Raw genomic sequence first — 21,100 nt, 5'->3', positions numbered from 1 at the left:
CGCCGCCAGTCAGTCACTAGCCAGAACAAACGAGATCTGCGCCTTGGCGAACCCAGAAGCCTGAGCCTCGACCAAATAGGTCCCAGCCCCAGCCGAACCAGCCGGCGGAGTAGCGCACTCAGGCGCACTCGGCTTGCGATCCCACTTCAACGTGTAGGTGACGCTGCTCCCCGCAGACACCCGGTAGTACACACTTCCAGCACTCTTCGGACAATCAGCGGACGACCAATACCCGGAACTGCTTCCCGCCTCCGTGATCGTCAACACCGCACTCTTGGGCCCGAGATCAACCTTGCAGTCACTGCTCGACGAGTTCTTGGCGGTCAGCACAAAAGTAGGCACCTGATCCGGCGAGTAAGAGTTGTGCAGACTACGCAGACTCAACTGCACAGCACTGGCAGTGCAGTTCGGGAGGGTCGAATCGGCAGGCACCGTAGTCCCTGTACTCGTACCACCGTTGGACCCACCAGCGGAGCCAGTACCACCACTACCGCTGCCGGTCTCGGCCCCACCGGAACCACCGGAGTCACTGTCACCTGATCCCGCACTCGAACCAGAACCACTACCACCGCTGCTGCCCGACTCATCACGTCCGCCGGGGTGTTGACTGATCGCGGGACCAGATCCCGACGGCCCAGCAGTGATCGTAGGGGCGGGCGTCTTACCGTTCTTCGCCCCATCCGCACCGTTCTTACCGCCCCCGCCACCCGACGTGACGATCCAGGTGATCAGCAGTGCCAACAGGGCGACCACGGACACCATGAGGACCCTCCGTCGCCAATAGATGGAGGAGGGAAGCGGCCCGACCGGATTGCGCAGAGATCCCACGGCGCAAACTGTACGAGAGATCGGCGAGTTACCTCGCCCCACCCGCCGCCCCAGCCCCAACTTTTCCGGATCATCATCCCGGTAAGGGAGTTGTGGAGCGGGCAGTCGGCCGCGTACGGCGAGAAGGGGCCGTGTCGGGGGGTGTCCGCCCGCAGCGGTTGGCGCGTCAACACGAGCACGTTGGTAGGCAACCGATTCCGCGCCGTTCCGAGGACGGACACCCCCCGGCGCGGCCCCGACCCACCACCAAACCGCGGGCGAACCACCCCGCACCCGCACCCACCGGACCGGCCGCACATGGCAGGATCGGATGGCCATGACTGCGCCCACGAAGCCCCCGCACAGCACATCCGCCACCACACCGGACGGCACCGCACCCGACGGAGCCCATCTCCACACCCCCGTCATCGACTGGTTCGAAGACAACGCCCGCGACCTCCCCTGGCGTCACCCCGACGCCGGCCCCTGGGGCGTGATGGTCAGCGAGTTCATGCTCCAGCAGACCCCGGTCAACCGAGTCCTCCCCGTATACGAACAGTGGCTCGCCCGCTGGCCCCGCCCCGCCGACCTCGCCGAGGACGCCCCCGGCGAAGCGGTCCGCGCCTGGGGCCGCCTCGGCTACCCCCGCCGCGCGCTGCGCCTGCACGGCGCCGCCACCGCCATAACGGAACGGCACGGCGGCGACGTCCCCACCGACCACGCCCAACTCCTCGCCCTGCCCGGCATCGGCGAATACACGGCAGCCGCCGTCGCGTCCTTCGCGTACGGCCAGCGCCACGCCGTCCTGGACACGAACGTCCGCCGCGTGTTCGCGCGCGCGGTCACCGGCGTCCAGTTCCCCCCGAACGCCACCACCGCGGCCGAACGCAAGCTGGCCCGCGCCCTGCTCCCCCAGGACGAGCACACCGCCGCACGCTGGGCCGCGGCCTCCATGGAACTGGGCGCACTCGTCTGCACGGCGAAGAACGAGACATGCCACCGCTGCCCGATCAGCGCCCAGTGCGCCTGGAACCTGGCAGGCAAGCCCGACCACGAGGGCCCGGCCCGCCGCGCCCAGACATACGCGGGCACGGACCGCCAGGTACGCGGCAAGCTCCTCGCCGTACTCCGCGAAGCGCACACGCCCGTCCCGCAGTCGGCACTGGACCGGGTGTGGCACGAACCGGTGCAGCGGGCCAGGGCCTTGGACGGCCTGGTGGCGGACGGACTGGTGGAGCCCCTTCCAGACGGCCTGTACCGACTCCCTACCACCCGCACCTGACACACGGTCACTTCACAGACAGAAGACGGCCCCACAGCCCACACCCAGCTCCCGTAACACTCCCGCACTGCCTCTGCAGGTCCCAAATCACCCCACACCCACCCCAACCACCCAGCCCCCTTACCCCAGACCTACTTCCGTTACACAACCGACGGACAGCCGAGCGCTCCCCGCAGGCTGCTCCGCACAGGGCCGTGACAACCCCTCCGTAGCTTCATTGCTGTGCCGCAGACCGGCGGGACACAGCAGAGAACAACCGGCAGCAGGTGGGTCGGAAACGGGGATGGAGGCGGTTGATCATGGCGCAGGGCGAGGTGCTCGAATTCGAGGAGTACGTCCGCACCCGACAGGACGCGCTGCTGCGCAGCGCCCGCCGGCTGGTGCCGGACCCGGTCGACGCCCAGGACCTGCTCCAGACGGCACTCGTACGGACGTACGGCCGCTGGGAGACCATCGAGGACAAGCGCCTCGCGGACGCGTACCTGCGCCGCGTCATGATCAACACGCGGACCGAGTGGTGGCGGGCCCGCAAGCTCGAGGAGGTCCCCACCGAGCAGCTGCCGGACGCGAGCGTCGACGACGCGACCGAGCAGCACGCGGATCGGGCGCTTCTTATGGACATCATGAAAGTTCTCGCACCGAAACAGCGCAGTGTTGTCGTCCTGCGACACTGGGAGCAGATGTCCACAGAAGAGACGGCCGCGGCCCTGGGCATGTCGGCCGGTACGGTCAAGAGCACGCTGCACCGGGCGCTCGCCCGGCTCCGGGAGGAGCTGGAGGCCCGCGACCTGGACGCACGCGCGCTGGAGCGTGAGGAGCGGGAGCGTTGCGCGGCCTGAGCGACAACACCCCTGGGCCCGGGCTGAGCAGCACCCCCGGGCCCAGCAGGGTGCGCGGAAGCCTGGAGGCGGCGTTCACGGCGATGGCCGTGCTCGCCGCCCTCGCCCTTTTGGTGTCCGGCTGCGCCACCGGCGGCACCGGCGCCCGTGACGAGGGCCCGGCACACTCCGACTCGGTGGCGGGCGTCGCGGAGGCCAAGTCCCCCTCGCCCTCCGCGACCGCCGACGACCACGTGGACGCGGTCAAACTCGTCATGGACGACCCGAAGGTCTCCTCGGAGGTCAAGCACGAGCTGAAGCCGTGCGTCGCCGACGAGTACGCGGTCGACGTGTCGTACGGCGTACTGACCGGAGGCACGGTCAACGACGTCGTCGTCAACGTGATGACCTGCGGCGACGCGGTCGGCATCGGCTCGTACGTGTATCGCGCGACGGGTGGGACGTACGAGAATGTGTTCAAGGCCGAGGAACCCCCGGTCTACGCGGAGATAGACCGCGGCGATCTGGTCGTCACCAAGCAGGTGTACGAGAAGGGCGACCCGGTGTCGAGTCCCTCCGGGGAGAACGTGATCACGTACCGCTGGACCGCGGGCCGTTTCGTGCAGGAGTACAGCACCCACAACGAGTACAGCAACGCGGTCGGGGGCGACGCGTCACCCGCCCCGAGCGGAAACTGACCGGAACCTGATCGGAACCGACCGAACCGATCGGAACCGACGAGAACCCGAGCGGAGACCGATTCGATCGGCCGGAGACCGAACCGATCGGGCGAGGACAGAACCGATCGGACGCCCCGAACCGATCCTTCAGTGAACGCGGACGCCGCTTCGGGCGTCCCATGCTTGAGAACGACCCACACGAGGACTGAGAGCACCGGGATGGCAGACCAGACCCACGTCCTGTTCGTCGAGGACGACGACGTCATCCGCGAGGCCACCCAACTCGCCCTGGAGCGGGACGGCTTCGCGGTCACGGCGATGCCCGACGGGCTGTCGGGCCTGGAGGCGTTCCGGGCGAACCGCCCCGACATCGCACTGCTCGACGTCATGGTCCCCGGCCTGGACGGCGTGAGCCTGTGCCGCCGTATCCGGGACGACTCGACCGTGCCGGTGATCATGCTGTCGGCGCGCGCGGACTCGATCGACGTGGTGCTCGGCCTGGAGGCGGGCGCGGACGACTACGTCACGAAGCCCTTCGACGGTGCCGTCCTGGTCGCCCGCATCCGCGCGGTGCTGCGCCGCTTCGGCCACGCGAGCGGCAACGACCGTACGGCGGACGCGGAGGCGGCCCCGGTGGGCGGCGGGGTGCTCACCTTCGGCGACCTGGAGATCGACACCGAGGGCATGGAGGTGCGCAAGGCCGGCCAGCCGGTGGCACTGACCCCGACCGAGATGCGCCTGCTCCTGGAGTTCTCCTCGGCGCCGGGCACGGTCCTGTCCCGCGACAAGCTTCTGGAGCGCGTGTGGGACTACGGCTGGGGCGGTGACACCCGGGTCGTGGACGTCCATGTGCAGCGGCTGCGGACGAAGATCGGCCAGGACCGGATCGAGACGGTCCGCGGCTTCGGCTACAAGTTGAAGGCCTGAGCAGGGGTATGCGGGGGAATTCTCGGCGCAGGGTGCCTGCGTTCATGGAGAGCGCGGGCATTCGTACGGGCCTGCGGTGGAAGCTCAGCGCGGCGATCGCGCTGGTCGGCACGCTGGTCGCGATCGCGCTCAGTCTGGTCGTGCACAACGCGGCCCGGGTCTCGATGCTGGACAACGCGCGCGACCTCGCGGATGAGCGCGTCCAGATCGCCCAGCGCAACTACGAGCTGTCCGGGCGGCCGAACTTCCCCAGCATCAAGATCGACGACCCTAGCCTGCCGCCGGCGCTGCGCGAGAAGGTCGCGGAGGGCCGCCGGGCCACCTACGTCACCGACCGGCCGCACGGCGTGCCGGACATCTGGGCGGCCGTACCGCTCAAGGACGGCCATGTGATGTCCCTGCACACCGGGTTCACCGACCGCAGCACGGACATCCTCAAGGACCTCGACCAGGCCCTGGTGATCGGCTCGATCGCGGCCGTGCTCGGCGGCAGCGCGCTCGGTGTCCTGATCGGCGGCCAGCTCTCGCGCCGGCTGCGCAAGGCGGCCGCCGCCGCGAACCAGGTCGCCAAGGGCGAGACGGACGTACGGGTGCGGGACGCGATCGGGGGGGTCGTACGGGACGAGACCGACGACCTCGCGCGCGCGGTGGACGCGATGACGGACGCGCTGCAACAGCGACTTGAAGCCGAACGCCGGGTCACCGCGGACATCGCACACGAACTGCGCACCCCGGTGACGGGCCTGCTGACAGCGGCCGAACTGCTCCCACCCGGCCGCCCCACGGAGCTGGTCCTGGACCGCGCGAAGGCGATGCGCACGCTCGTCGAGGACGTCCTGGAGGTAGCCCGTCTCGACGGAGCCTCCGAGCGGGCCGAGTTGCAGGACATCATGCTGGGCGACTTCGTGAGCCGCCGGGTGATCGCGAAGGACCCGGACGCGGTGGTGCACGTAGTGCACGAGTCGGAGGTGACGACGGACCCGCGCCGCCTGGAACGCGTCCTGTTCAACCTGCTCGCCAACGCGGCCCGGCACGGCAAGCCGCCGATCGAGGTCTCGGTCGAGGGCCGGGTCATCCGGGTCCGCGACCACGGCCCCGGCTTCCCCGAGGAACTCCTCGCGGAGGGCCCGAGCCGCTTCCGCACCGGCAGCAAGGACCGCGCGGGCCACGGCCACGGACTCGGCCTGACCATCGCGGCCGGCCAGGCCCGCGTCCTCGGCGCCCGCCTGACCTTCCGCAACGTACGGCCCGCGGGCGCCCCGGACCACATCCCGGCGGAGGGCGCGGTCGCCGTGCTGTGGCTGCCGGAGCACGCGCCGACAAGCACGGGCAGCTATCCGATGCTGCCGTAGCCCTGCCGGGCGGGAACGGGGCCGGAGCCGGGCGGGAACTGGTCGGGAGCTGAGCCGGAGCCGGGCGGGAACCGGACCGGAACCAGGCGGAAGCCGGGCGCGAGATGAGCCCAAGCCTGGCGGGAACCGGGCCGCAGCCCGGCCGGAACTGAGCCGGAACTGAGCCCGAGTCGGCCGGGAACCGGGCCGGAACCAGGCCGAAGCCGGGCGCGAGATGAGCCCAAGCCTGGCGGGAACCGGGCCGCAGCCCGGCCGGAACTGAGCCCGAGCCTGGACGGCGCCGGGCCGAAGCCGGGCCGGCACTGAGCCCGAAGCCGGGCCGAAGCTGAGCCGAAGCCGGGCGCGAGCTGAGCCGGAGCCGGCGGGAGCCGGGCGGGAACCGGGCGGGAACCGGGCCCAAGTCGTTCGCACCCCCGCGCTCGCGACACCTCCCGCACGCCCACGGCCCCGGATGTGCTCCCCCTTCTCACGTGCCGGCGCCCACTCACATGCCGGCGCCCACTCACGCGCTCGCCCCCACTCCCGCTCCCGCTCAGGCGCAGGCGCAGGCGCAGGCAATACCCGCACGCCCAGGCCCCTTCACCTACTCACGCCCCACAGGCCCTCGCCCCCAACACACCCGCCCCTCACGTGCTCGCCACCATGACCTCCTCCCCCCGGGACGGCCCCGTCCCCTCTCCCCACCCCGCGAAGTAACGTCCCGCGAGATCAGCAGCCGACACGTGCCGCACCTCCCGGAACCCGCACTCCCGCCCCAGCTCCAGCACCTGCTCCGGGGTGAAGAAGCTCAGGAACGGTGTGCCCGCGGCACGAGCGCCCCGCACCGCGACCTCCAACTGGGCGCGCTGCTCCGGCTCCACGTCGTCCACCGGCCGGAGAAACGTGGTCACCAGGGTGGAGCCCGGGGCGAGCCCGGCGACGAGGCGGAACAAAGAGCTGATCGCGTCCGGGGTGAGATACATGATGACGCCGGTCGCGGCCACCACGGCGGGCCGCCCCGCGTCGAACCCGGCGGCGGCCAACTGCCCCCACCAGTCCCCCTCGAAGTCCACCGGCACGAACCGCAGCCAGTCCGGCAGCGCGTACCCCAACTCGGTCAGCCGCCGCCGCTTCCAGGCCTGCGTGCCGGGCTGCTCGACCTCGAACACCCGGAGTTTCGCGCCCAGTTCGGCCCGCCGCTGGGCGAAGGTGTCGAGACCGGCGCCAAGGACGACGTACTGCTCCACCCCCTTCCCGGCCTCCTCCACCACCACGTCCTCGACGAACCGGGCCCGCGCCACGATCGACGCGCGGATACGGCGCGTGGCGTCGACGTCCATGTCGGGACGCTCCCGCCACCCGTCCCCGGGGTCCACGAGCCGCAGCCCGACCTCGTCCTCGATGACATGCGGCGCCGGATCCGCCTGGACATGCAGGGCCCGCCACAGGGCGACGCGCACCGCAGTATGGTCCGGCGCGGTCTCGACTTCCGCCCCCATCCCCGCTCCCATCCCCGCCCCCGGCTCCTGACTCATCCGAAGTCCTTGGAGAAATCGAGTTCCTCGCTGCGCTCGGTCAGCGAGTACCAGTTGCCGCTGTCGTCACGGAAGATCGCCTCGATGCCGTACGGCCGCTCCGTCGGTTCCTGGAGGAACTCGACCCCGCGCGCCTTGAAGGTCGCGTAGTCACCGCGGCAGTCGTCGGTACGGAACGCCCCGGCGCCCAGCACGCCCTTACTGACCAGCTTCTTCAACGCCTCGGCGGACTCGGGGTCGAGACCCGGGCCGTCCAGGCTCATCAGCGCGAGCTCGACACCCGGCTGGTTCTTGGCGCCCACGGTGACCCACTTCATGTCACCCATCGCGATGTCGTCGCGGACCTCGAAGTCCAGTTTCTCGGTGAAGAAGGCCTTGGTGCGCTGTTGGTCGAAGGTCCACACGGTGGTGATGCCCAGCCCCTGGATCATGGCTCCGCTCTCCTGTCGGACGAGGTCGAAATCGGGTCGGCTTCCTGTTCCTCACCGTAGGCAGGCCGGACATCGCGACGCTTCTTCAAAGTTGCGGTGGGAAAACCGCCGGCCCAGAGCATCGCGTAGCACCCCGGGATGAGCGCGGCCCCCCGTCCCACATGCTTGCCCCGGTACTCGCTCGGCGTCAGCCCGGTCCGCGCCTTGAACCGCGCCGAAAAGCTGCCGAGACTGCTGAACCCGACCAGATGGCAGATCTCCGTGACCGAGAGATCGGCGCTGCGCAGCATCTCCTCGGCCCGCTCGATACGGCGATGCGTGAGGTACTGGCCGGGAGTCTCGCCGTAGGCCTCCTTGAAGGCCCGGATGAAGTGGTACCGCGAATATCCGGCATGCGCAGCCACCGCAACCAGATCGAGCTCCGGCTCGGCCCAGTCCCGGTCCATGGCGTCTTTGGCGAGACGCAACTGCCGCATTTTGTCCATGCGACCGATGGTGACACGGCCCACTGACAACGGCCCCGACGAGCATCCACCGGCCGGCACCCACCAGCCCGTCCGGCGTTTGAGGACGAGGCCGTTCAGGCCGAAGCGGGGTCTGGGGGCGCAGCCCCCAGGGCGGGGTCGAAGGGGCGGCAGCCCCTGGTGATGGGACGGGTAGGGGCGGCGGGGGCGAGAAAACACAAAGAAGGCCCCCCGTGGCGGACACCGACCGGGGGACCTTCAGCTCACTGCGGGCAGATCAGACGGCCTCGACAATCGAAGCCGGCGCCACCGCCTCCGCCCCTTCGCCAGGCTTAGGCGCAGCCGACCCCGCCCCCTTCAGCGGAACCTCCTTCACGAACACCGCCGCCACCAACGCGACCACAGCAACCACCGCTCCCAGCAGGAACGCGGAGTGCGTACCGGCCGACACCGCGTGCTGGTAAGCCTCCCGCGCCGCCGCCGGCAACTTCGCCAGGCTCTTCGCGTCGAGCTGGGCGGACTGCTCGGTCACCTTCGAGCCCAGCGCACCGGCCCGCTGGACCATGACGTCCTGGACCCGGTGGTTGAACAGCGCGCCCATGATGGCGACACCGAAGGACGAGCCGAGCGTGCGGGACAGCGTGCTCGTGGAGGACGCGACGCCCATGTCCTTCATCTCGACGCTGTTCTGCGCGACCAGCATGGTGATCTGCATCAGGCAGCCCATGCCGAGCCCGACGACGGCCATGAACACACCGGACATGAACCGCGTCGTGTCCGTGTCCATGGTCGACAGCAGGTACAGGCCGACGACCATCAGGACGCTGCCCGCGACCGGAAACACCTTGTACTTACCGGTGTTGGTGGTCACCCGCCCCGCGACCATCGAGGTCACGAGCATCGCGCCGAGCATCGGCAGCAGCAACAGGCCCGAGTTGGTCGCGGACGCGCCCTGTACGGACTGCTGGTACAGCGGCAGGAACAGGGTCGCGCCGAACATCACGAAGCCGGTGATGAAGCCGATGATCGCCATCAGGCTGAAGTTGCGGCTGCGGAAGATGTGCAGCGGTACGACCGGCTCGACGGCCTTGGTCTGCCAGAACACGAACCCGACGAGCGCGGCCACACCGAGGCCGATCAGCTCCATGATCCGCACGGAGCTCCAGGCGTACTGCGAGCCGCCCCACGTGGTGACGAGCACGATCGAGGTGATGCCGACGGTCAGCAGTCCGGCGCCGAGGTAGTCGATCTGCGCCTGCGCGCGCTTCTTCGGCAGGTGCAGTACGACACTGATCGCGGCGAGCGCGACCACACCGAGCGGCAGGTTGATGTAGAAGGACCAGCGCCAGCCCCAGTTGTCGGTGATGGTGCCGCCGACCAGCGGTCCGCCGATCATCGCGAGCGCCATGACGCCGGCCATCATGCCCTGGTACTTGCCGCGCTCACGCGGCGGGATGAGGTCGCCGATGATCGCCATGACGCCGACCATCAGACCGCCGGCACCGAGACCCTGGATGGCCCGGAAGCCGATCAGCTGCCCCATGTCCTGCGCCATGCCGCTCATCGCGGAGCCGATCAGGAAGATCACGATCGAGGTCATGAAGGCGCCCTTGCGCCCGTACATGTCACCGAGCTTGCCCCACAGGGGCGTCGAGCTGGCCGTGGCGAGCGTGTACGCGGTCACGACCCACGACAGGTGCTCCAGCCCGCCCAGCTCACCGACGATCGTCGGCATCGCCGTACCCACGATCATGTTGTCGAGCATCGCGAGCATCATGGTGATCATCAGGGCGAGCAGGACGACCCGCACGCTCCTGGGCTGTTTCTCGGTCTCCCCCGGCCCGGTTTCCACCGTCTGTGTGTCCGCCATCGTTCCCACTCCCCTAGCTACCGCTGGATACCGCCACCGTCCGGCCACTTACTTGCCGCCCGGCTAGTTGACTACACTCAGGGAAAGTAGACCCGTAACTAGCCGGGCGTCAAGTAAGTTTGCTGGAGCATGAAACGGATGGGCGGCACCATGGACGGCACCAAGCGGCAACGTCGCGGAGACACCCGCCAGCGCATCCAGGACGTCGCGCTCGAACTCTTCGCGGAGCAGGGCTACGAGAAGACCTCGCTGCGCGAGATCGCCGAGCACCTGGACGTCACGAAGGCGGCGCTCTACTACCACTTCAAGACCAAGGAAGAGATCCTCGTCAGCATCTTCGAGGACCTGACGAAGCCGATCGAGGACCTCATCGAGTGGGGCCGAGACCAGCCGCACACCCTGGAGACCAAGCAGGAGATCGTACGGCGCTACGCCGTCGCGCTCGACGGCGCGACCCCGCTGTTTCGCTTCATGCAGGAGAACCAGGCGACGGTACGGGACCTGCGCATCGGCGAGCGCTTCAAGGAGCGCATGCGCGGCCTCCGGGAGATCATGATCGACCCGGAGACGAGCCTGGTCGACCAGGTCCGTTCCCTCAGCGCGATCTTCACGCTGCACGCCGGGATGTTCGCCGTGCAGGACCTCGAAGGCGACCCCGAGGACAAGCGCAAGGCCGTCCTGGAGGTCGCCACCGACATGATCACGCAGGCTCACGCGGGCACGAAGGCCCCGTAGCGGCTGCTCAGACAGTCACACCCTTGCCGCGCAGGAACGCGACCGGGTCTATGGCCGAGCCGTAGTTGGCGGTCGTACGGATCTCGAAGTGCAGGTGCGGGCCGCTGGAGTTGCCGGTGTTGCCGGACAGGGCGATGTGCTGCCCGGTGCTGACGACCTGGCCGACCTTCACGTCGATGCGCGAGAGGTGGGCGTACTGCGAGTAGGTGCCGTTGCCGTGCTTGATGACGATGGCGTTGCCGTACGCGGCTCCGTCACCGGCACCGTTGCCGCCGGCCTTGACGACGGTCCCGCCGTGCGCGGCGACGACGTTGGTACCGCTGGCCACGGCGAAGTCCTGCCCACTGTGGGTGGACTGCCACATGCTGCCGGCCTGGGCGAAGCTCGCGGACAGCGTGTACTTCTTCACCGGGTCGACCCAGGAGGCGGCGGTCTTCGCGCTGACGGCCTTCGGCGCGACGCTCGCGGTGGCGGCGCTCGCGACCCCGGTGCCCAGCACGGCGGTGGCTCCCAGCCCGACGGCCATGACGGCCACCCGGGTGCGGAGCGAGGACGTACGGGAAGAACGGGACGTGGCGCGCTGGAACATCGAAACCTCACGGGGACGGGGACAGAAAAGTCACCCGGCACGCATACGGCCGCCGGATGACACGTTCATTGGTAACCCCGGACCCCCCGGACCCCCAAACCACCCTTCTACGACGCAATCTAGTACTTCACCGCAAAACTTCCGCTTCCTTGACAGAGCACCTGTTGGGTATGAATCGCCCCCCGGACGGCAAAACGCCCTATCGGGTTCCATCGATCCTCACCCGAAAAGTCCCATTTACCCCGATCGGGGCTCACGACTACCCGCCCTAGTAGGGGCCGAATAGCCTGTGCGGCTTGTCACCGGCCGCGGCGCTCGCCACGCATCACCATGTGACGCAGACCCCTATACACCTACCGTTCAGTAACCTTACGGTTCCCCTCACGCCACCCTCGCCCGCGACCATGCCTTCTGCACCGACCGGCCGCGCACAGACGTGAGAGGAACCCCACCCCATGACGAGACGACGCCCCTGGGCTCGCCGTACCGCCATAGTCGCCGTATCCGCGGCCGCCCTCGCGACACTGACCGTCCCCGCAGAGGCCGCGACGACGGCCAGCACCACTGCTACGGCAACCGTCGACTACACCACCTGGCAGCAGGACTGCCAGACGGTGATGAACCAGGCGCTGCCCTACCTGAAGCAGCGGATCGCGGCCACGAAGCCCGGTGAGAAGCAGGCGATCGTCTTCGACATCGACAACACCACCCTGGAGACCGACTTCGGCTTCAGCTGGCCGCAGCCGGCCAACAAGCCGGTGCTCGCGGTCGCCAAGTACGCCCAGGAGCACGGCGTTTCACTGTTCTTCGTCACGGCCCGCCCGGGGATCATCTACCTGCCGACCGAGTACAACCTCGAACACGACGGCTACGACGTCGACGGCCTCTACGTCCGCGGCCTCCTCGACCTCTTCAAGGACGTCGCCGACTACAAGACGGCCCAGCGCACCGCGATCGAGAACAAGGGCTACACGATCATCGCGAACATCGGCAACAGCGCCACCGACCTGTCGGGCGGCCACGCCGAGAAGACGTTCAAACTGCCGGACTACGACGGCCAGTTGTCGTAGCCCGTTGGGCTCCGGATGCCCCCGGCGCGGGCCTGGTCGACAGACCAGTCCGCCTCCGAGGGCGAGAGACGCACCCTGACGGAGAAGGACGTCCACCAGCTCGCCGACCGCCTGGTCGCGCGGGCGGTGGGCTCCCCCGGCGAAGCGCCCTTCCCCCTCGACGAACAACCCGCGGCGACCTGGACAACGCCCATCTGCCCTGCGGAATCCCTTCCTGCACGGGCCGAAGGGTCCCCCTCGTCCATTACGCCGCTCTCTTCCCCACCGCCGAAATAACCGATAACCGCCTCTGTCCTGAGCCCTCACACATGCGAAAGGGGCCGGTGCCCAAAAGCACCGACCCCTTCCCAGCCGTAAAGCCCAAACCGCTGAGCCTTACGCCTCCTTGCTCAAATTCGGACCCGCGCCACCCGCGGCCGCGTCCTCGATCGGCGGAACATCCGGCAGCGCCGACTTCTCCTCACCCCGGAAGGTGAAGGTCTTCGCGTCGCCCTCGCCCTCGACGTCCACGACCACGATGTGACCGGGGCGCAGCTCGCCGAAGAGGATCTTCTCCGACAGCGTGTCCTCGATCTCGCGCTGGATCGTGCGACGCAGCGGACGCGCGCCCAGCACCGGGTCGTAACCCTTCTTGGACAGCAGTTCCTTCGCGGCCGAGGAGAGCTCGATGCCCATGTCCCGGTCCTTGAGGCGCTCGTCGACCTTGCCGACCATGAGGTCGACGATCTTGAGGATGTCCTCCTGGGTGAGCTGCGGGAAGACGACGACGTCGTCCACACGGTTGAGGAACTCGGGGCGGAAGTGCTGCTTGAGCTCGTCCGAGACCTTGTTCTTCATGCGCTCGTAGTTGGACTTCGTGTCACCCGTGGCCGCGAAACCAAGGTTGAAGCCCTTGGAGATGTCCCGCGTGCCGAGGTTGGTCGTCATGATGATGACCGTGTTCTTGAAGTCCACGACCCGGCCCTGGGAGTCGGTCAGGCGACCGTCCTCCAGGATCTGGAGAAGGCTGTTGAAGATGTCCGGGTGGGCCTTCTCGACCTCGTCGAAGAGGACGACCGAGAACGGCTTGCGACGGACCTTCTCCGTGAGCTGGCCGCCCTCTTCGTAGCCCACGTATCCGGGGGGCGAACCGAAGAGACGGGAGACCGTGTGCTTCTCGCTGAACTCCGACATGTCGAGGGAGATCAGCGCGTCCTCGTCACCGAAGAGGAACTCCGCTAGAGCCTTCGACAGCTCCGTCTTACCGACACCGGACGGGCCGGCGAAGATGAACGAACCACCGGGACGCTTGGGGTCCTTGAGGCCCGCACGCGTACGACGGATCGCCTTCGAGAGCGCCTTGACGGCGTCCTTCTGGCCGATGACCCGCTTGTGGAGCTCGTCCTCCATGCGCAGGAGTCGCGAGGACTCCTCCTCGGTGAGCTTGAAGACCGGGATGCCGGTGGCGGTCGCGAGGACCTCGGCGATCAGCTCGCCGTCGACCTCGGCGACGACGTCCATGTCGCCGGCCTTCCACTCCTTCTCCCGCTTGGCCTTGGCGGCCAGGAGCTGCTTCTCCTTGTCGCGGAGGGAGGCGGCCTTCTCGAAGTCCTGCGAGTCGATCGCGGACTCCTTGTCGCGGCGGACGCCCGCGATCTTCTCGTCGAACTCGCGCAGGTCCGGCGGCGCGGTCATCCGGCGGATGCGCATCCGGGAGCCGGCCTCGTCGATCAGGTCGATCGCCTTGTCCGGGAGGAAGCGGTCCGAGATGTACCGGTCGGCCAGCGTGGCGGCCTGCACGAGGGCCTCGTCCGTGATGGAGACACGGTGGTGCGCCTCGTAGCGGTCGCGCAGACCCTTGAGGATCTCGATGGTGTGCGGCAGGGACGGTTCCGCGACCTGGATGGGCTGGAAGCGGCGCTCGAGAGCGGCGTCCTTCTCCAGGTGCTTGCGGTACTCGTCCAGCGTCGTCGCACCGATGGTCTGCAGCTCACCGCGGGCCAGCATCGGCTTCAGGATCGAAGCGGCGTCGATGGCGCCCTCGGCGGCACCCGCACCGACCAGCGTGTGCAGCTCGTCGATGAACAGGATGATGTCGCCGCGGGTGCGGATCTCCTTGAGGACCTTCTTCAGGCGCTCCTCGAAGTCACCGCGGTAGCGGGAGCCGGCGACCAGCGCGCCGAGGTCCAGGGTGTAGAGGTGCTTGTCCTTGAGGGTCTCGGGCACCTCGCCCTTGACGATGGCCTGCGCGAGACCTTCGACGACGGCGGTCTTGCCGACGCCGGGCTCACCGATCAGGACCGGGTTGTTCTTGGTGCGGCGGGACAGCACCTGCATGACCCGCTCGATCTCCTTCTCGCGCCCGATGACCGGGTCGAGCTTGGACTCACGAGCGGCCTGGGTGAGATTCCGGCCGAACTGGTCGAGGACCAGGGACGTCGAGGGGGTGCCCTCCGCAGGGCCGCCGGCGGTGGCGGTCTCCTTGCCCTGGTAACCGGAGAGCAGCTGGATCACCTGCTGCCGCACACGGTTGAGATCAGCGCCCAGCTTGACCAGGACCTGGGCGGCGACGCCCTCGCCCTCACGGATCAGGCCGAGCAGGATGTGCTCCGTGCCGATGTAGTTGTGGCCCAGCTGAAGGGCCTCGCGGAGCGACAGCTCCAGGACCTTCTTGGCACGGGGGGTGAAGGGGATGTGCCCGGACGGGGCCTGCTGCCCCTGCCCGATGATCTCCTCCACCTGCTGGCGGACCGCCTCGAGCGAAATCCCGAGGCTCTCCAGGGCCTTAGCGGCGACACCCTCACCCTCGTGGATGAGACCCAGGAGGATGTGCTCGGTGCCGATGTAGTTGTGGTTGAGCATCCGGGCTTCTTCCTGAGCCAGGACGACAACCCGCCGCGCGCGGTCGGTGAACCTCTCGAACATCGTTAATCGCTCCTCAGAGCGGTCAGGCAGTAAGGGGACGCTCCCCTCCCTGTCCTTCCGCAGCTTAGTCCCGCAAGCGGGGACCGCTCATTCCAACTGCCGACACCGGACCGAGAACCAACACTGCCTCCTGAACCCGAACGCCGACATCTGCTCCAACCTGATGGTGCGAGACGATGTTCCCGCAGGCCAGGCAGTTACCCTCACCATGAGTACGCCGATGGCGAACGTGAGACGCCCTTTTCTGCGTGTCGCCCCCTCCCACTAGGGATGTCTTACCCGTTCGCACTGACACTCCATGCCGAGCGCACCGGTTCCCTCCGCTACGGGCGAACAACCTTGCGCCGCGCGACACCCCCGAACGCCCCCATTTCCAGCACCCAGTGCATTCACCGGACCACCCAGCGTAACCCTCGGCCCGCTTCGGCGGTTGCTCTTGGCATGGTTGGCACAGTCCCCCCTCTCACCACGGTCCCGCTCCCCCGCCGCCCGCCCGATCCGGACGACCGGCAGCGGCTCTGGTACGAGAACGAACTGGGGTGGCGCACGGTGCCCGGAGAGCCGCTACGGCTCGTCACGGGCCTGCGTTTCGACGTCCTGGACGTGCCGCTCGAGGCCGGCGTCGCGGCGCTGTGGCGGCTGGGTCCCGACTCTCCGGTGGCCGTACGGGGCGACCGGATGCGGCTGCTGGTGGCCGCGGGCAGCGCGGAGGAGTTGCCGGGGCTGCTGGACTGGCTGGAGTGGGGCGCGCTGGCGCCCGAGCTGGATCTGCTGGCGCTCGGCGAGGGCGGGCACATGGAGGCGCCGCCGGTCCCTGGAGCGGGGCCCACGAAGGGGCAGCCGCTTTCCGCGGGCCGCTCGGGTCCCTTGCAGGGGGCCGCCGTATGGCTGCGGCCCCCCGAGCCGGGGTGCGAGGTCGAGGCCTCGCTGCCGACACTGTCGGCCCTGGGGAGCGTTGAGGGCGCCCCTGATCTCGTACGACTTGTGGACACGGTGGCCACTCAATGCCACCGGGTACGGCTGCGGCGCTCGTGCGCTCAGCCGTTGGCCTTCTCGTAGGCCTCGCGAATGGCCGCCGGAACACGTCCGCGGTCGTTCACGTCGTGGCCGTTCTCCTTGGCCCACGCGCGGATCTGCGCGGTGTCCTGGCTGCCACCGGTAGCGGCGCGGGCCTTTCCGCGACCGCCCGAAGCGCGACCACCGGTACGGCGCCCGCCCTTCACGTAAGCCTCGAGAAGTCCACGGAGCTTGTCCGCATTCGCGGTGGTGAGATCGATCTCGTACGTCTTGCCGTCCAACGCGAACGTCACCGTCTCGTCCGCCTCGCCGCCGTCGAGGTCATCGACAAGAAGGACCTGAACCTTCTGTGCCACCGGATTTCCTTTCATCGATTACTTGCGGGTCTGGGGTCTGCGGCGTCCGCCGTTTCGCCGTCCCCTGTTATATGCAGTACTGCAGTACGTCGGAAAGCAAACCGCTTTTGCTGGAAAAACACAAACCCCTGGGAGAGACCGACCGACCTCGCCGGTCCGGAAAGATGCGCGTTTCGGACATAGGGAACCTGGGCAGGGCGTCCCCGCCGAAGTCCCCGCCGAATTGTGCGCGGCGATCACAGATGCAGAAGCATCCGGCTGTTGCCCAAGGTGTTCGGTTTCACTCGTTCGAGCCCGAGGAACTCCGCCACGCCCTCGTCATAGGAACGCAACAGCTCCGCGTAGACATCGGTGTCAACCGGTGTCTCACCGATCTCCACGAAGCCGTGCTTCGAGAAGAAGTCCACTTCGAAGGTGAGACAGAAAACGCGACGAACGCCTAGCCAGCGAGCCGTGTGCAGCAACTTCTCCAGCAACTGATGACCTACACCGGCGCCCTTCAACCCGGGCTTCACCGCGAGAGTGCGGACTTCCGCGAGGTCTTCCCACATGACATGCAGTGCCCCGCAGCCGACGACCTCCGCGTTGTCGTCCCGTTCGGCGACCCAGAACTCCTGTATGTCCTCGTAAAGCGTCACCGTCGCTTTGTCGAGCAGGATGCGACCGCGGACGTAGGCGTCAAGGAGTCGGCGCACCGTCGGGACATCGCCGGTCCTGGCCCGCCGGACGGTGATGGCTTTCGCGGTGACTTCGGGCTGCTCTGCTGACATGAGCGGACGCTATCGCCCGTCGCCGGAGGGCGCGGAGCCGGGGTTCTGTACACCATCCGCGGGTTCGGGTGTTTCCGGTCCCTGGACGATGCGCACGGCGCTGCGCAGGGCCTCGCGCTGTTCGTCGCTCATCATCCCGAAGAAGGCCACGAGAGCGGCCGCGGGGTTGTCGCTCTGGGACCAGGCGTCGTTCATCAGGGCGGCGGAGTAGGCGGCTCGTGTGGAGACCGCCTCATATCGATACGCCCGGCCTTCCGCCTCACGACGCACCCAGCCCTTCTGATGGAGATTGTCCAAAACGGTCATCACCGTGGTGTACGCGATGGACCGTTCCTGCTGAAGGTCTTCCAGGACTTCTCGAACGGTCACCGGGCGGTTCCACTTCCACACCCGCGTCATGACCGAGTCTTCGAGTTCTCCCAATGGGCGAGGCACAGCTCAGAACCATAGTGGAAAAGGCACAAAAAGGGCGTACGACTCGGAAAGCACGCGCACGCGTGCAGGAGTCGTACGCCCTTGAAGGCGCCGCCGAATGGGGAAGGTTCAGGCGTCGGTGGCCGAAGAGGCCTGGCGGGCGCTCTCCGCGCGCGCGATGGCGGCGTCGACGGCCGCGTCCTCCTTGGCCTTCATGGCCCCGCCCTGGGTCTTCACGATGACCCGGATCAGTCCGATGAAGAACACGGCCATGACGACCGGGGGCACGAGCGCGGAGACATAGTCCATGCCCTCCAGAGTAGCCACGGGCCCGAAGGAGGACGGGGCGGGGTCGGTTCAGCCGGCGGCGAGCTGCTGCGGCGGATTCGCGGGTGGGGGTGCCGGTTTGCGCCGGGGGAAGACCTCGCCGGGAGTGGGGATGGGCCGGGACGGCTTCGGCGCCGCGGGCGCTGGTGTGGGCGCGGGCCGCTCCACGGGCTTGCGCACGGGCTCTTTGGCGTCCTCCCCGAGGATTTCCCCGGCCGCCCCGGAAGGGCGCCCGGAGAGGCCTCCGGGGAGCGCCAGGAGGCGGGTGCGGGAAGCCGGGACGGTCGGGGCGGGCCGCACGGTCGTACGACGGGCGAGGCGCGCGCGTACGTCCTGTTCGGCGAGTGTGAGACAGCGGTCCAGGAGGGCTGCGGCGGCCGGGTTGCCGCGCAGCGCCCGCAGGGCGGAGAGATCGTCGACGTCCGGGCGGTACCCGGCGCCGAGCGCCTCCTCCAGGAGCGTGAGGTAGCCGGCGGTGGTGCCGGGCAGGGCGGCGCGGTACCGGGCGAGGTCGGCGACCAGGAAGGCGCGCAGCCGGACTCCCTCGCGTACCGCCTCGTCGAGGGATTCGGCGAGCCGTAGACAGTCCTGGACGTCCTCGGCCGAGGCGGTTCTGGGCTGGAGGGCGAGGGCGAGAGCGCGACGGAGCACACGCAGCTCCTCCGCACCGAACGCCATGCCGCCGCGGGATCCGTATGGCGTGGGCATGCGGCGACGATACGCGCTAATCAGACAAATTCGACATAGGGGGCGGGTGTGGCGCGGAGGTTTCCGCCCGGGTGGCGGGGACCGTCCGCTCCGCCGCGCGCACCGCAGCTGCCGCCGGGAGCAGCGGCGCCCTGTGGGCGCACCTGGCGACGGCACCTCGTGCGAGTGGGCGGTGCGAATACCGCGACGAGCCGAACGTTCGCGGCGCGCCTCGTGGGGCCGCGTAAGCCGCCGCAGACTGGGCGGGGGCACCCCCGGCGGCAAACGTCAACGCCCCGCGCGCGTGGTCACATCCGCGAGACGTTCCGCTCGTAGACCAGCCGCAGGCCGATCAGGGTCAGCCAGGGCTCGTGCTCGTCGATCACCGAGGCCTCGCCCAGGACCATCGGGGCAAGGCCGCCGGTCGCGATCACCGTCACGTCCTCCGGGTCGTCGGCCAGCTCCTTGGCCATCCGGGTGACGACTCCGTCGACCTGGCCGGCGAACCCGTAGACGATGCCCGACTGCATCGCCTCGACGGTGTTCTTGCCGATCACGCTGCGCGGCCGGGCCACCTCGATCTTGCGCAGTTGGGCACCCTTGACGCCGAGTGCCTCGACCGAGATCTCGATACCGGGGGCGATGACGCCGCCGACGTACTCCCCGCGCGCGGAGACCGCGTCGAACGTGGTCGCCGTACCGAAGTCGACGACGATCGCGGGGCCGCCGTAGAGCTCGACGGCGGCGACCGCGTTGATGATGCGGTCCGCGCCGACCTCCTTGGGGTTGTCGGTCAGGATCGGGACGCCCGTCTTGACGCCCGGTTCGACGAGGACGGCGGGCACGTCGCCGTAGTAGCGGCGGGTGACCTCGCGCAGTTCGTGCAGGACGGACGGCACGGTGGCGCAGATCGCGATGCCGTCGATGCCGTCGCCCAGCTCCTCTCCGAGGAGCGGGTGCATGCCCATCAGGCCCTGCAGGAGTACGGCGAGTTCGTCGGCGGTGCGGCGCGCGTCCGTGGAGATGCGCCAGTGCTCGATGATCTCTTCGCCGTCGAACAGGCCCAGAACGGTGTGCGTGTTGCCCACGTCGATCGTGAGGAGCATGACTACTGCGCCTCACGGAGGTCGAGGCCGATGTCCAGGATCGGCGCGGAGTGGGTCAGGGCCCCTACGGCGAGGTAGTCCACCCCGGTGTCGGCGTACGCCTTGGCGTTGTCCAGGGTGAGCCGGCCCGAGGCCTCCAGGGCGGCGCGGCCGTGGACGATGCCGACGGCCTCCGCGCACTCGTCGGGCGTGAAGTTGTCCAGCAGGATCAAGTCGGCGCCCGCGTCCAGGACCTCGCGGAGCTGGTGCAGGGTGTCGACCTCGACCTCGATCGCCACGTCCGGGAAGGCCTCCCGGACGGCCTTGAACGCCTGGGTGACGCCACCCGCGGCGACCACGTGGTTGTCCTTGACGAGGGCCGCGTCCGAGAGGGACATGCGGTGGTTGACGCCGCCGCCGCAGCGGACCGCGTACTTCTCCAGGGAGCGCAGGCCGGGCGTCGTCTTGCGGGTGTCGCGGACCTTCGCCTTCGTGCCCTCCAGGGCGTCGACCCACGCGCGCGTGGCGGTCGCGATGCCGGAGAGGCGGCACAGGATGTTGAGCGCGCTGCGCTCGGCGGTCAGCAGGTCACGCGTGCGCGTGGTGACCGACAGGAGCTTCTGTCCGGCCTCCACGAGGTCGCCGTCCTCCACGTGCCGCTCGACCTCGAACTCGTCGGTGCAGACCACGGAGACCACCGCTTCGGCGACCCTCAGGCCCGCCACGACACCGGCTTCGCGCGCGGTGAAGTCGGCGGTGGCGACGGCCTCTTCGGGGATGGTCGCGACGGTCGTCACGTCGACGCCGCCGGCCAGGTCCTCCTGGATGGCGACGTTGGCGATGTCCTCGACCTCCAGGGGGTCGAGTCCGGCGTCGGCCAGGAGTTCGGCGAGCGCGGGGTCAAGACCGCACTCCATGTATTCCTCATCGGCGCCCGCGCCACAGGCACAGCCGTCACCGCAGCCACCGCTGTCGACGAGGGGAAGGTCGTGGGTGCTCAC

General features: G+C 68.8%; 22 protein-coding genes. 8 read left to right on the top strand and 14 right to left on the bottom strand.

Annotated features, from left to right (window positions below; genetic code table 11):
- Positions 1 to 9: 9 nt before the first annotated feature.
- Positions 10 to 828 carry a hypothetical protein gene (locus OO70_RS56380; protein WP_078651806.1) on the bottom strand — a complete coding sequence of 273 codons (819 nt, stop codon included), beginning with the start codon at positions 826 to 828 and terminating at the stop codon, positions 10 to 12.
- A 316-nt stretch (positions 829 to 1,144) separates the two neighbouring features.
- Between OO70_RS56380 and OO70_RS44635 the strand changes: the two genes are divergently transcribed.
- The 5 genes from OO70_RS44635 to cseC all read left to right on the top strand — a co-directional run bounded on the left by OO70_RS44635 (position 1,145) and on the right by cseC (position 5,866).
- On the top strand, positions 1,145 to 2,089 hold the full coding sequence (locus tag OO70_RS44635; protein ID WP_043685449.1) for an HhH-GPD family protein: 945 nt from the start codon (positions 1,145 to 1,147) through the stop codon (positions 2,087 to 2,089).
- 299 nt (positions 2,090 to 2,388) lie between these two features.
- The gene (locus OO70_RS44630) at positions 2,389 to 2,928 is read left to right on the top strand and encodes a SigE family RNA polymerase sigma factor (protein WP_019064956.1); all 540 of its coding nucleotides are present in this window, start codon (positions 2,389 to 2,391) and stop codon (positions 2,926 to 2,928) included.
- Positions 2,916 to 3,605 carry a hypothetical protein gene (locus OO70_RS44625; RefSeq protein WP_063749783.1) on the top strand — a complete coding sequence of 230 codons (690 nt, stop codon included), beginning with the start codon at positions 2,916 to 2,918 and terminating at the stop codon, positions 3,603 to 3,605. Before OO70_RS44630 ends, OO70_RS44625 begins: the two co-directional genes overlap by 13 nt.
- Positions 3,606 to 3,806: 201 nt before the next feature.
- Positions 3,807 to 4,514, top strand: coding sequence for a two-component system response regulator CseB (cseB, locus tag OO70_RS44620; RefSeq protein ID WP_043685415.1), 708 nt, complete (start codon positions 3,807 to 3,809; stop codon positions 4,512 to 4,514).
- Between the two features lie 8 nt (positions 4,515 to 4,522).
- Positions 4,523 to 5,866: a two-component system sensor histidine kinase CseC gene (gene cseC, locus OO70_RS44615; RefSeq protein ID WP_043685412.1), complete on the top strand. Its 1,344-nt coding sequence runs from the start codon at positions 4,523 to 4,525 to the stop codon at positions 5,864 to 5,866.
- Positions 5,867 to 6,492: 626 nt separating this feature from the next.
- Here the strand turns inward: cseC and OO70_RS44610 are convergent.
- The 4 genes from OO70_RS44610 to OO70_RS44595 form a co-directional block, all read right to left on the bottom strand.
- Complete coding sequence (locus OO70_RS44610; RefSeq protein WP_234337084.1) at positions 6,493 to 7,380, bottom strand: class I SAM-dependent methyltransferase; 888 nt, start codon at positions 7,378 to 7,380, stop codon at positions 6,493 to 6,495.
- The gene (locus OO70_RS44605; RefSeq protein WP_043685409.1) at positions 7,377 to 7,811 is read right to left on the bottom strand and encodes a VOC family protein; all 435 of its coding nucleotides are present in this window, start codon (positions 7,809 to 7,811) and stop codon (positions 7,377 to 7,379) included. Before OO70_RS44605 ends, OO70_RS44610 begins: the two co-directional genes overlap by 4 nt.
- Positions 7,808 to 8,287 (bottom strand): helix-turn-helix transcriptional regulator, encoded by a 480-nt coding sequence (locus tag OO70_RS44600; protein WP_043685406.1) that lies wholly within the window; start codon positions 8,285 to 8,287, stop codon positions 7,808 to 7,810. Before OO70_RS44600 ends, OO70_RS44605 begins: the two co-directional genes overlap by 4 nt.
- Before the next feature lie 265 nt (positions 8,288 to 8,552).
- Positions 8,553 to 10,145, bottom strand: a complete 1,593-nt coding sequence (locus tag OO70_RS44595; protein ID WP_043685403.1) for an MDR family MFS transporter — start codon at positions 10,143 to 10,145, stop codon at positions 8,553 to 8,555.
- Positions 10,146 to 10,283: 138 nt separating this feature from the next.
- On the opposite strand from OO70_RS44595, the gene OO70_RS44590 reads away from it, so the two are divergent.
- A complete protein-coding gene (locus OO70_RS44590; protein ID WP_043685401.1) occupies positions 10,284 to 10,880 on the top strand; it encodes a TetR/AcrR family transcriptional regulator in 597 nt (198 codons plus the stop codon).
- Positions 10,881 to 10,887: 7 nt separating this feature from the next.
- Here OO70_RS44590 and OO70_RS44585 read toward each other — a convergent pair whose 3' ends face one another.
- On the bottom strand, positions 10,888 to 11,469 hold the full coding sequence (locus OO70_RS44585; RefSeq protein ID WP_043685398.1) for a M23 family metallopeptidase: 582 nt from the start codon (positions 11,467 to 11,469) through the stop codon (positions 10,888 to 10,890).
- A gap of 455 nt (positions 11,470 to 11,924) precedes the next feature.
- Here OO70_RS44585 and OO70_RS44580 point away from each other — a divergent pair, with 455 nt between their 5' ends.
- Positions 11,925 to 12,539: an HAD family acid phosphatase gene (locus tag OO70_RS44580; RefSeq protein ID WP_043685396.1), complete on the top strand. Its 615-nt coding sequence runs from the start codon at positions 11,925 to 11,927 to the stop codon at positions 12,537 to 12,539.
- A gap of 375 nt (positions 12,540 to 12,914) precedes the next feature.
- On the opposite strand, the gene OO70_RS44570 is transcribed toward OO70_RS44580, so the two are convergent.
- Positions 12,915 to 15,443: an ATP-dependent Clp protease ATP-binding subunit gene (locus OO70_RS44570; protein WP_019064247.1), complete on the bottom strand. Its 2,529-nt coding sequence runs from the start codon at positions 15,441 to 15,443 to the stop codon at positions 12,915 to 12,917.
- Positions 15,444 to 15,884: 441 nt separating this feature from the next.
- On the opposite strand from OO70_RS44570, the gene OO70_RS44565 reads away from it, so the two are divergent.
- Positions 15,885 to 16,502: an SCO3374 family protein gene (locus OO70_RS44565; RefSeq protein ID WP_043685390.1), complete on the top strand. Its 618-nt coding sequence runs from the start codon at positions 15,885 to 15,887 to the stop codon at positions 16,500 to 16,502.
- On the opposite strand, the gene OO70_RS44560 is transcribed toward OO70_RS44565, so the two are convergent.
- The 7 genes from OO70_RS44560 to nadC form a co-directional block, all read right to left on the bottom strand.
- Positions 16,481 to 16,816 carry a histone-like nucleoid-structuring protein Lsr2 gene (locus tag OO70_RS44560; protein ID WP_043685387.1) on the bottom strand — a complete coding sequence of 112 codons (336 nt, stop codon included), beginning with the start codon at positions 16,814 to 16,816 and terminating at the stop codon, positions 16,481 to 16,483. The genes OO70_RS44565 and OO70_RS44560 overlap by 22 nt on opposite strands.
- Positions 16,817 to 17,052: 236 nt before the next feature.
- Positions 17,053 to 17,586, bottom strand: a complete 534-nt coding sequence (locus OO70_RS44555; protein ID WP_043685384.1) for an amino-acid N-acetyltransferase — start codon at positions 17,584 to 17,586, stop codon at positions 17,053 to 17,055.
- Positions 17,587 to 17,595: 9 nt separating this feature from the next.
- Positions 17,596 to 18,021, bottom strand: a complete 426-nt coding sequence (locus tag OO70_RS44550) for a BlaI/MecI/CopY family transcriptional regulator (RefSeq protein ID WP_267881258.1) — start codon at positions 18,019 to 18,021, stop codon at positions 17,596 to 17,598.
- 108 nt (positions 18,022 to 18,129) lie between these two features.
- Positions 18,130 to 18,309 (bottom strand): hypothetical protein, encoded by a 180-nt coding sequence (locus tag OO70_RS44545; protein WP_043685379.1) that lies wholly within the window; start codon positions 18,307 to 18,309, stop codon positions 18,130 to 18,132.
- A gap of 48 nt (positions 18,310 to 18,357) precedes the next feature.
- The gene (locus OO70_RS44540; RefSeq protein ID WP_043685376.1) at positions 18,358 to 19,005 is read right to left on the bottom strand and encodes a hypothetical protein; all 648 of its coding nucleotides are present in this window, start codon (positions 19,003 to 19,005) and stop codon (positions 18,358 to 18,360) included.
- Positions 19,006 to 19,322: 317 nt separating this feature from the next.
- Positions 19,323 to 20,120 carry a type III pantothenate kinase gene (locus OO70_RS44535; RefSeq protein ID WP_043685374.1) on the bottom strand — a complete coding sequence of 266 codons (798 nt, stop codon included), beginning with the start codon at positions 20,118 to 20,120 and terminating at the stop codon, positions 19,323 to 19,325.
- Positions 20,121 to 20,122: 2 nt separating this feature from the next.
- On the bottom strand, positions 20,123 to 21,100 hold the full coding sequence (gene nadC / locus OO70_RS44530) for a carboxylating nicotinate-nucleotide diphosphorylase (protein ID WP_043685371.1): 978 nt from the start codon (positions 21,098 to 21,100) through the stop codon (positions 20,123 to 20,125).

It is taken from the genome of Streptomyces xylophagus (assembly GCF_000716435.1).
Classification (GTDB): Bacteria; Actinomycetota; Actinomycetes; order Streptomycetales; family Streptomycetaceae; genus Streptomyces; species Streptomyces xylophagus.
The sequence above is the reverse complement of the archived record's forward strand: the minus strand, read 5'-3'. Positions and strand labels throughout refer to the sequence as shown.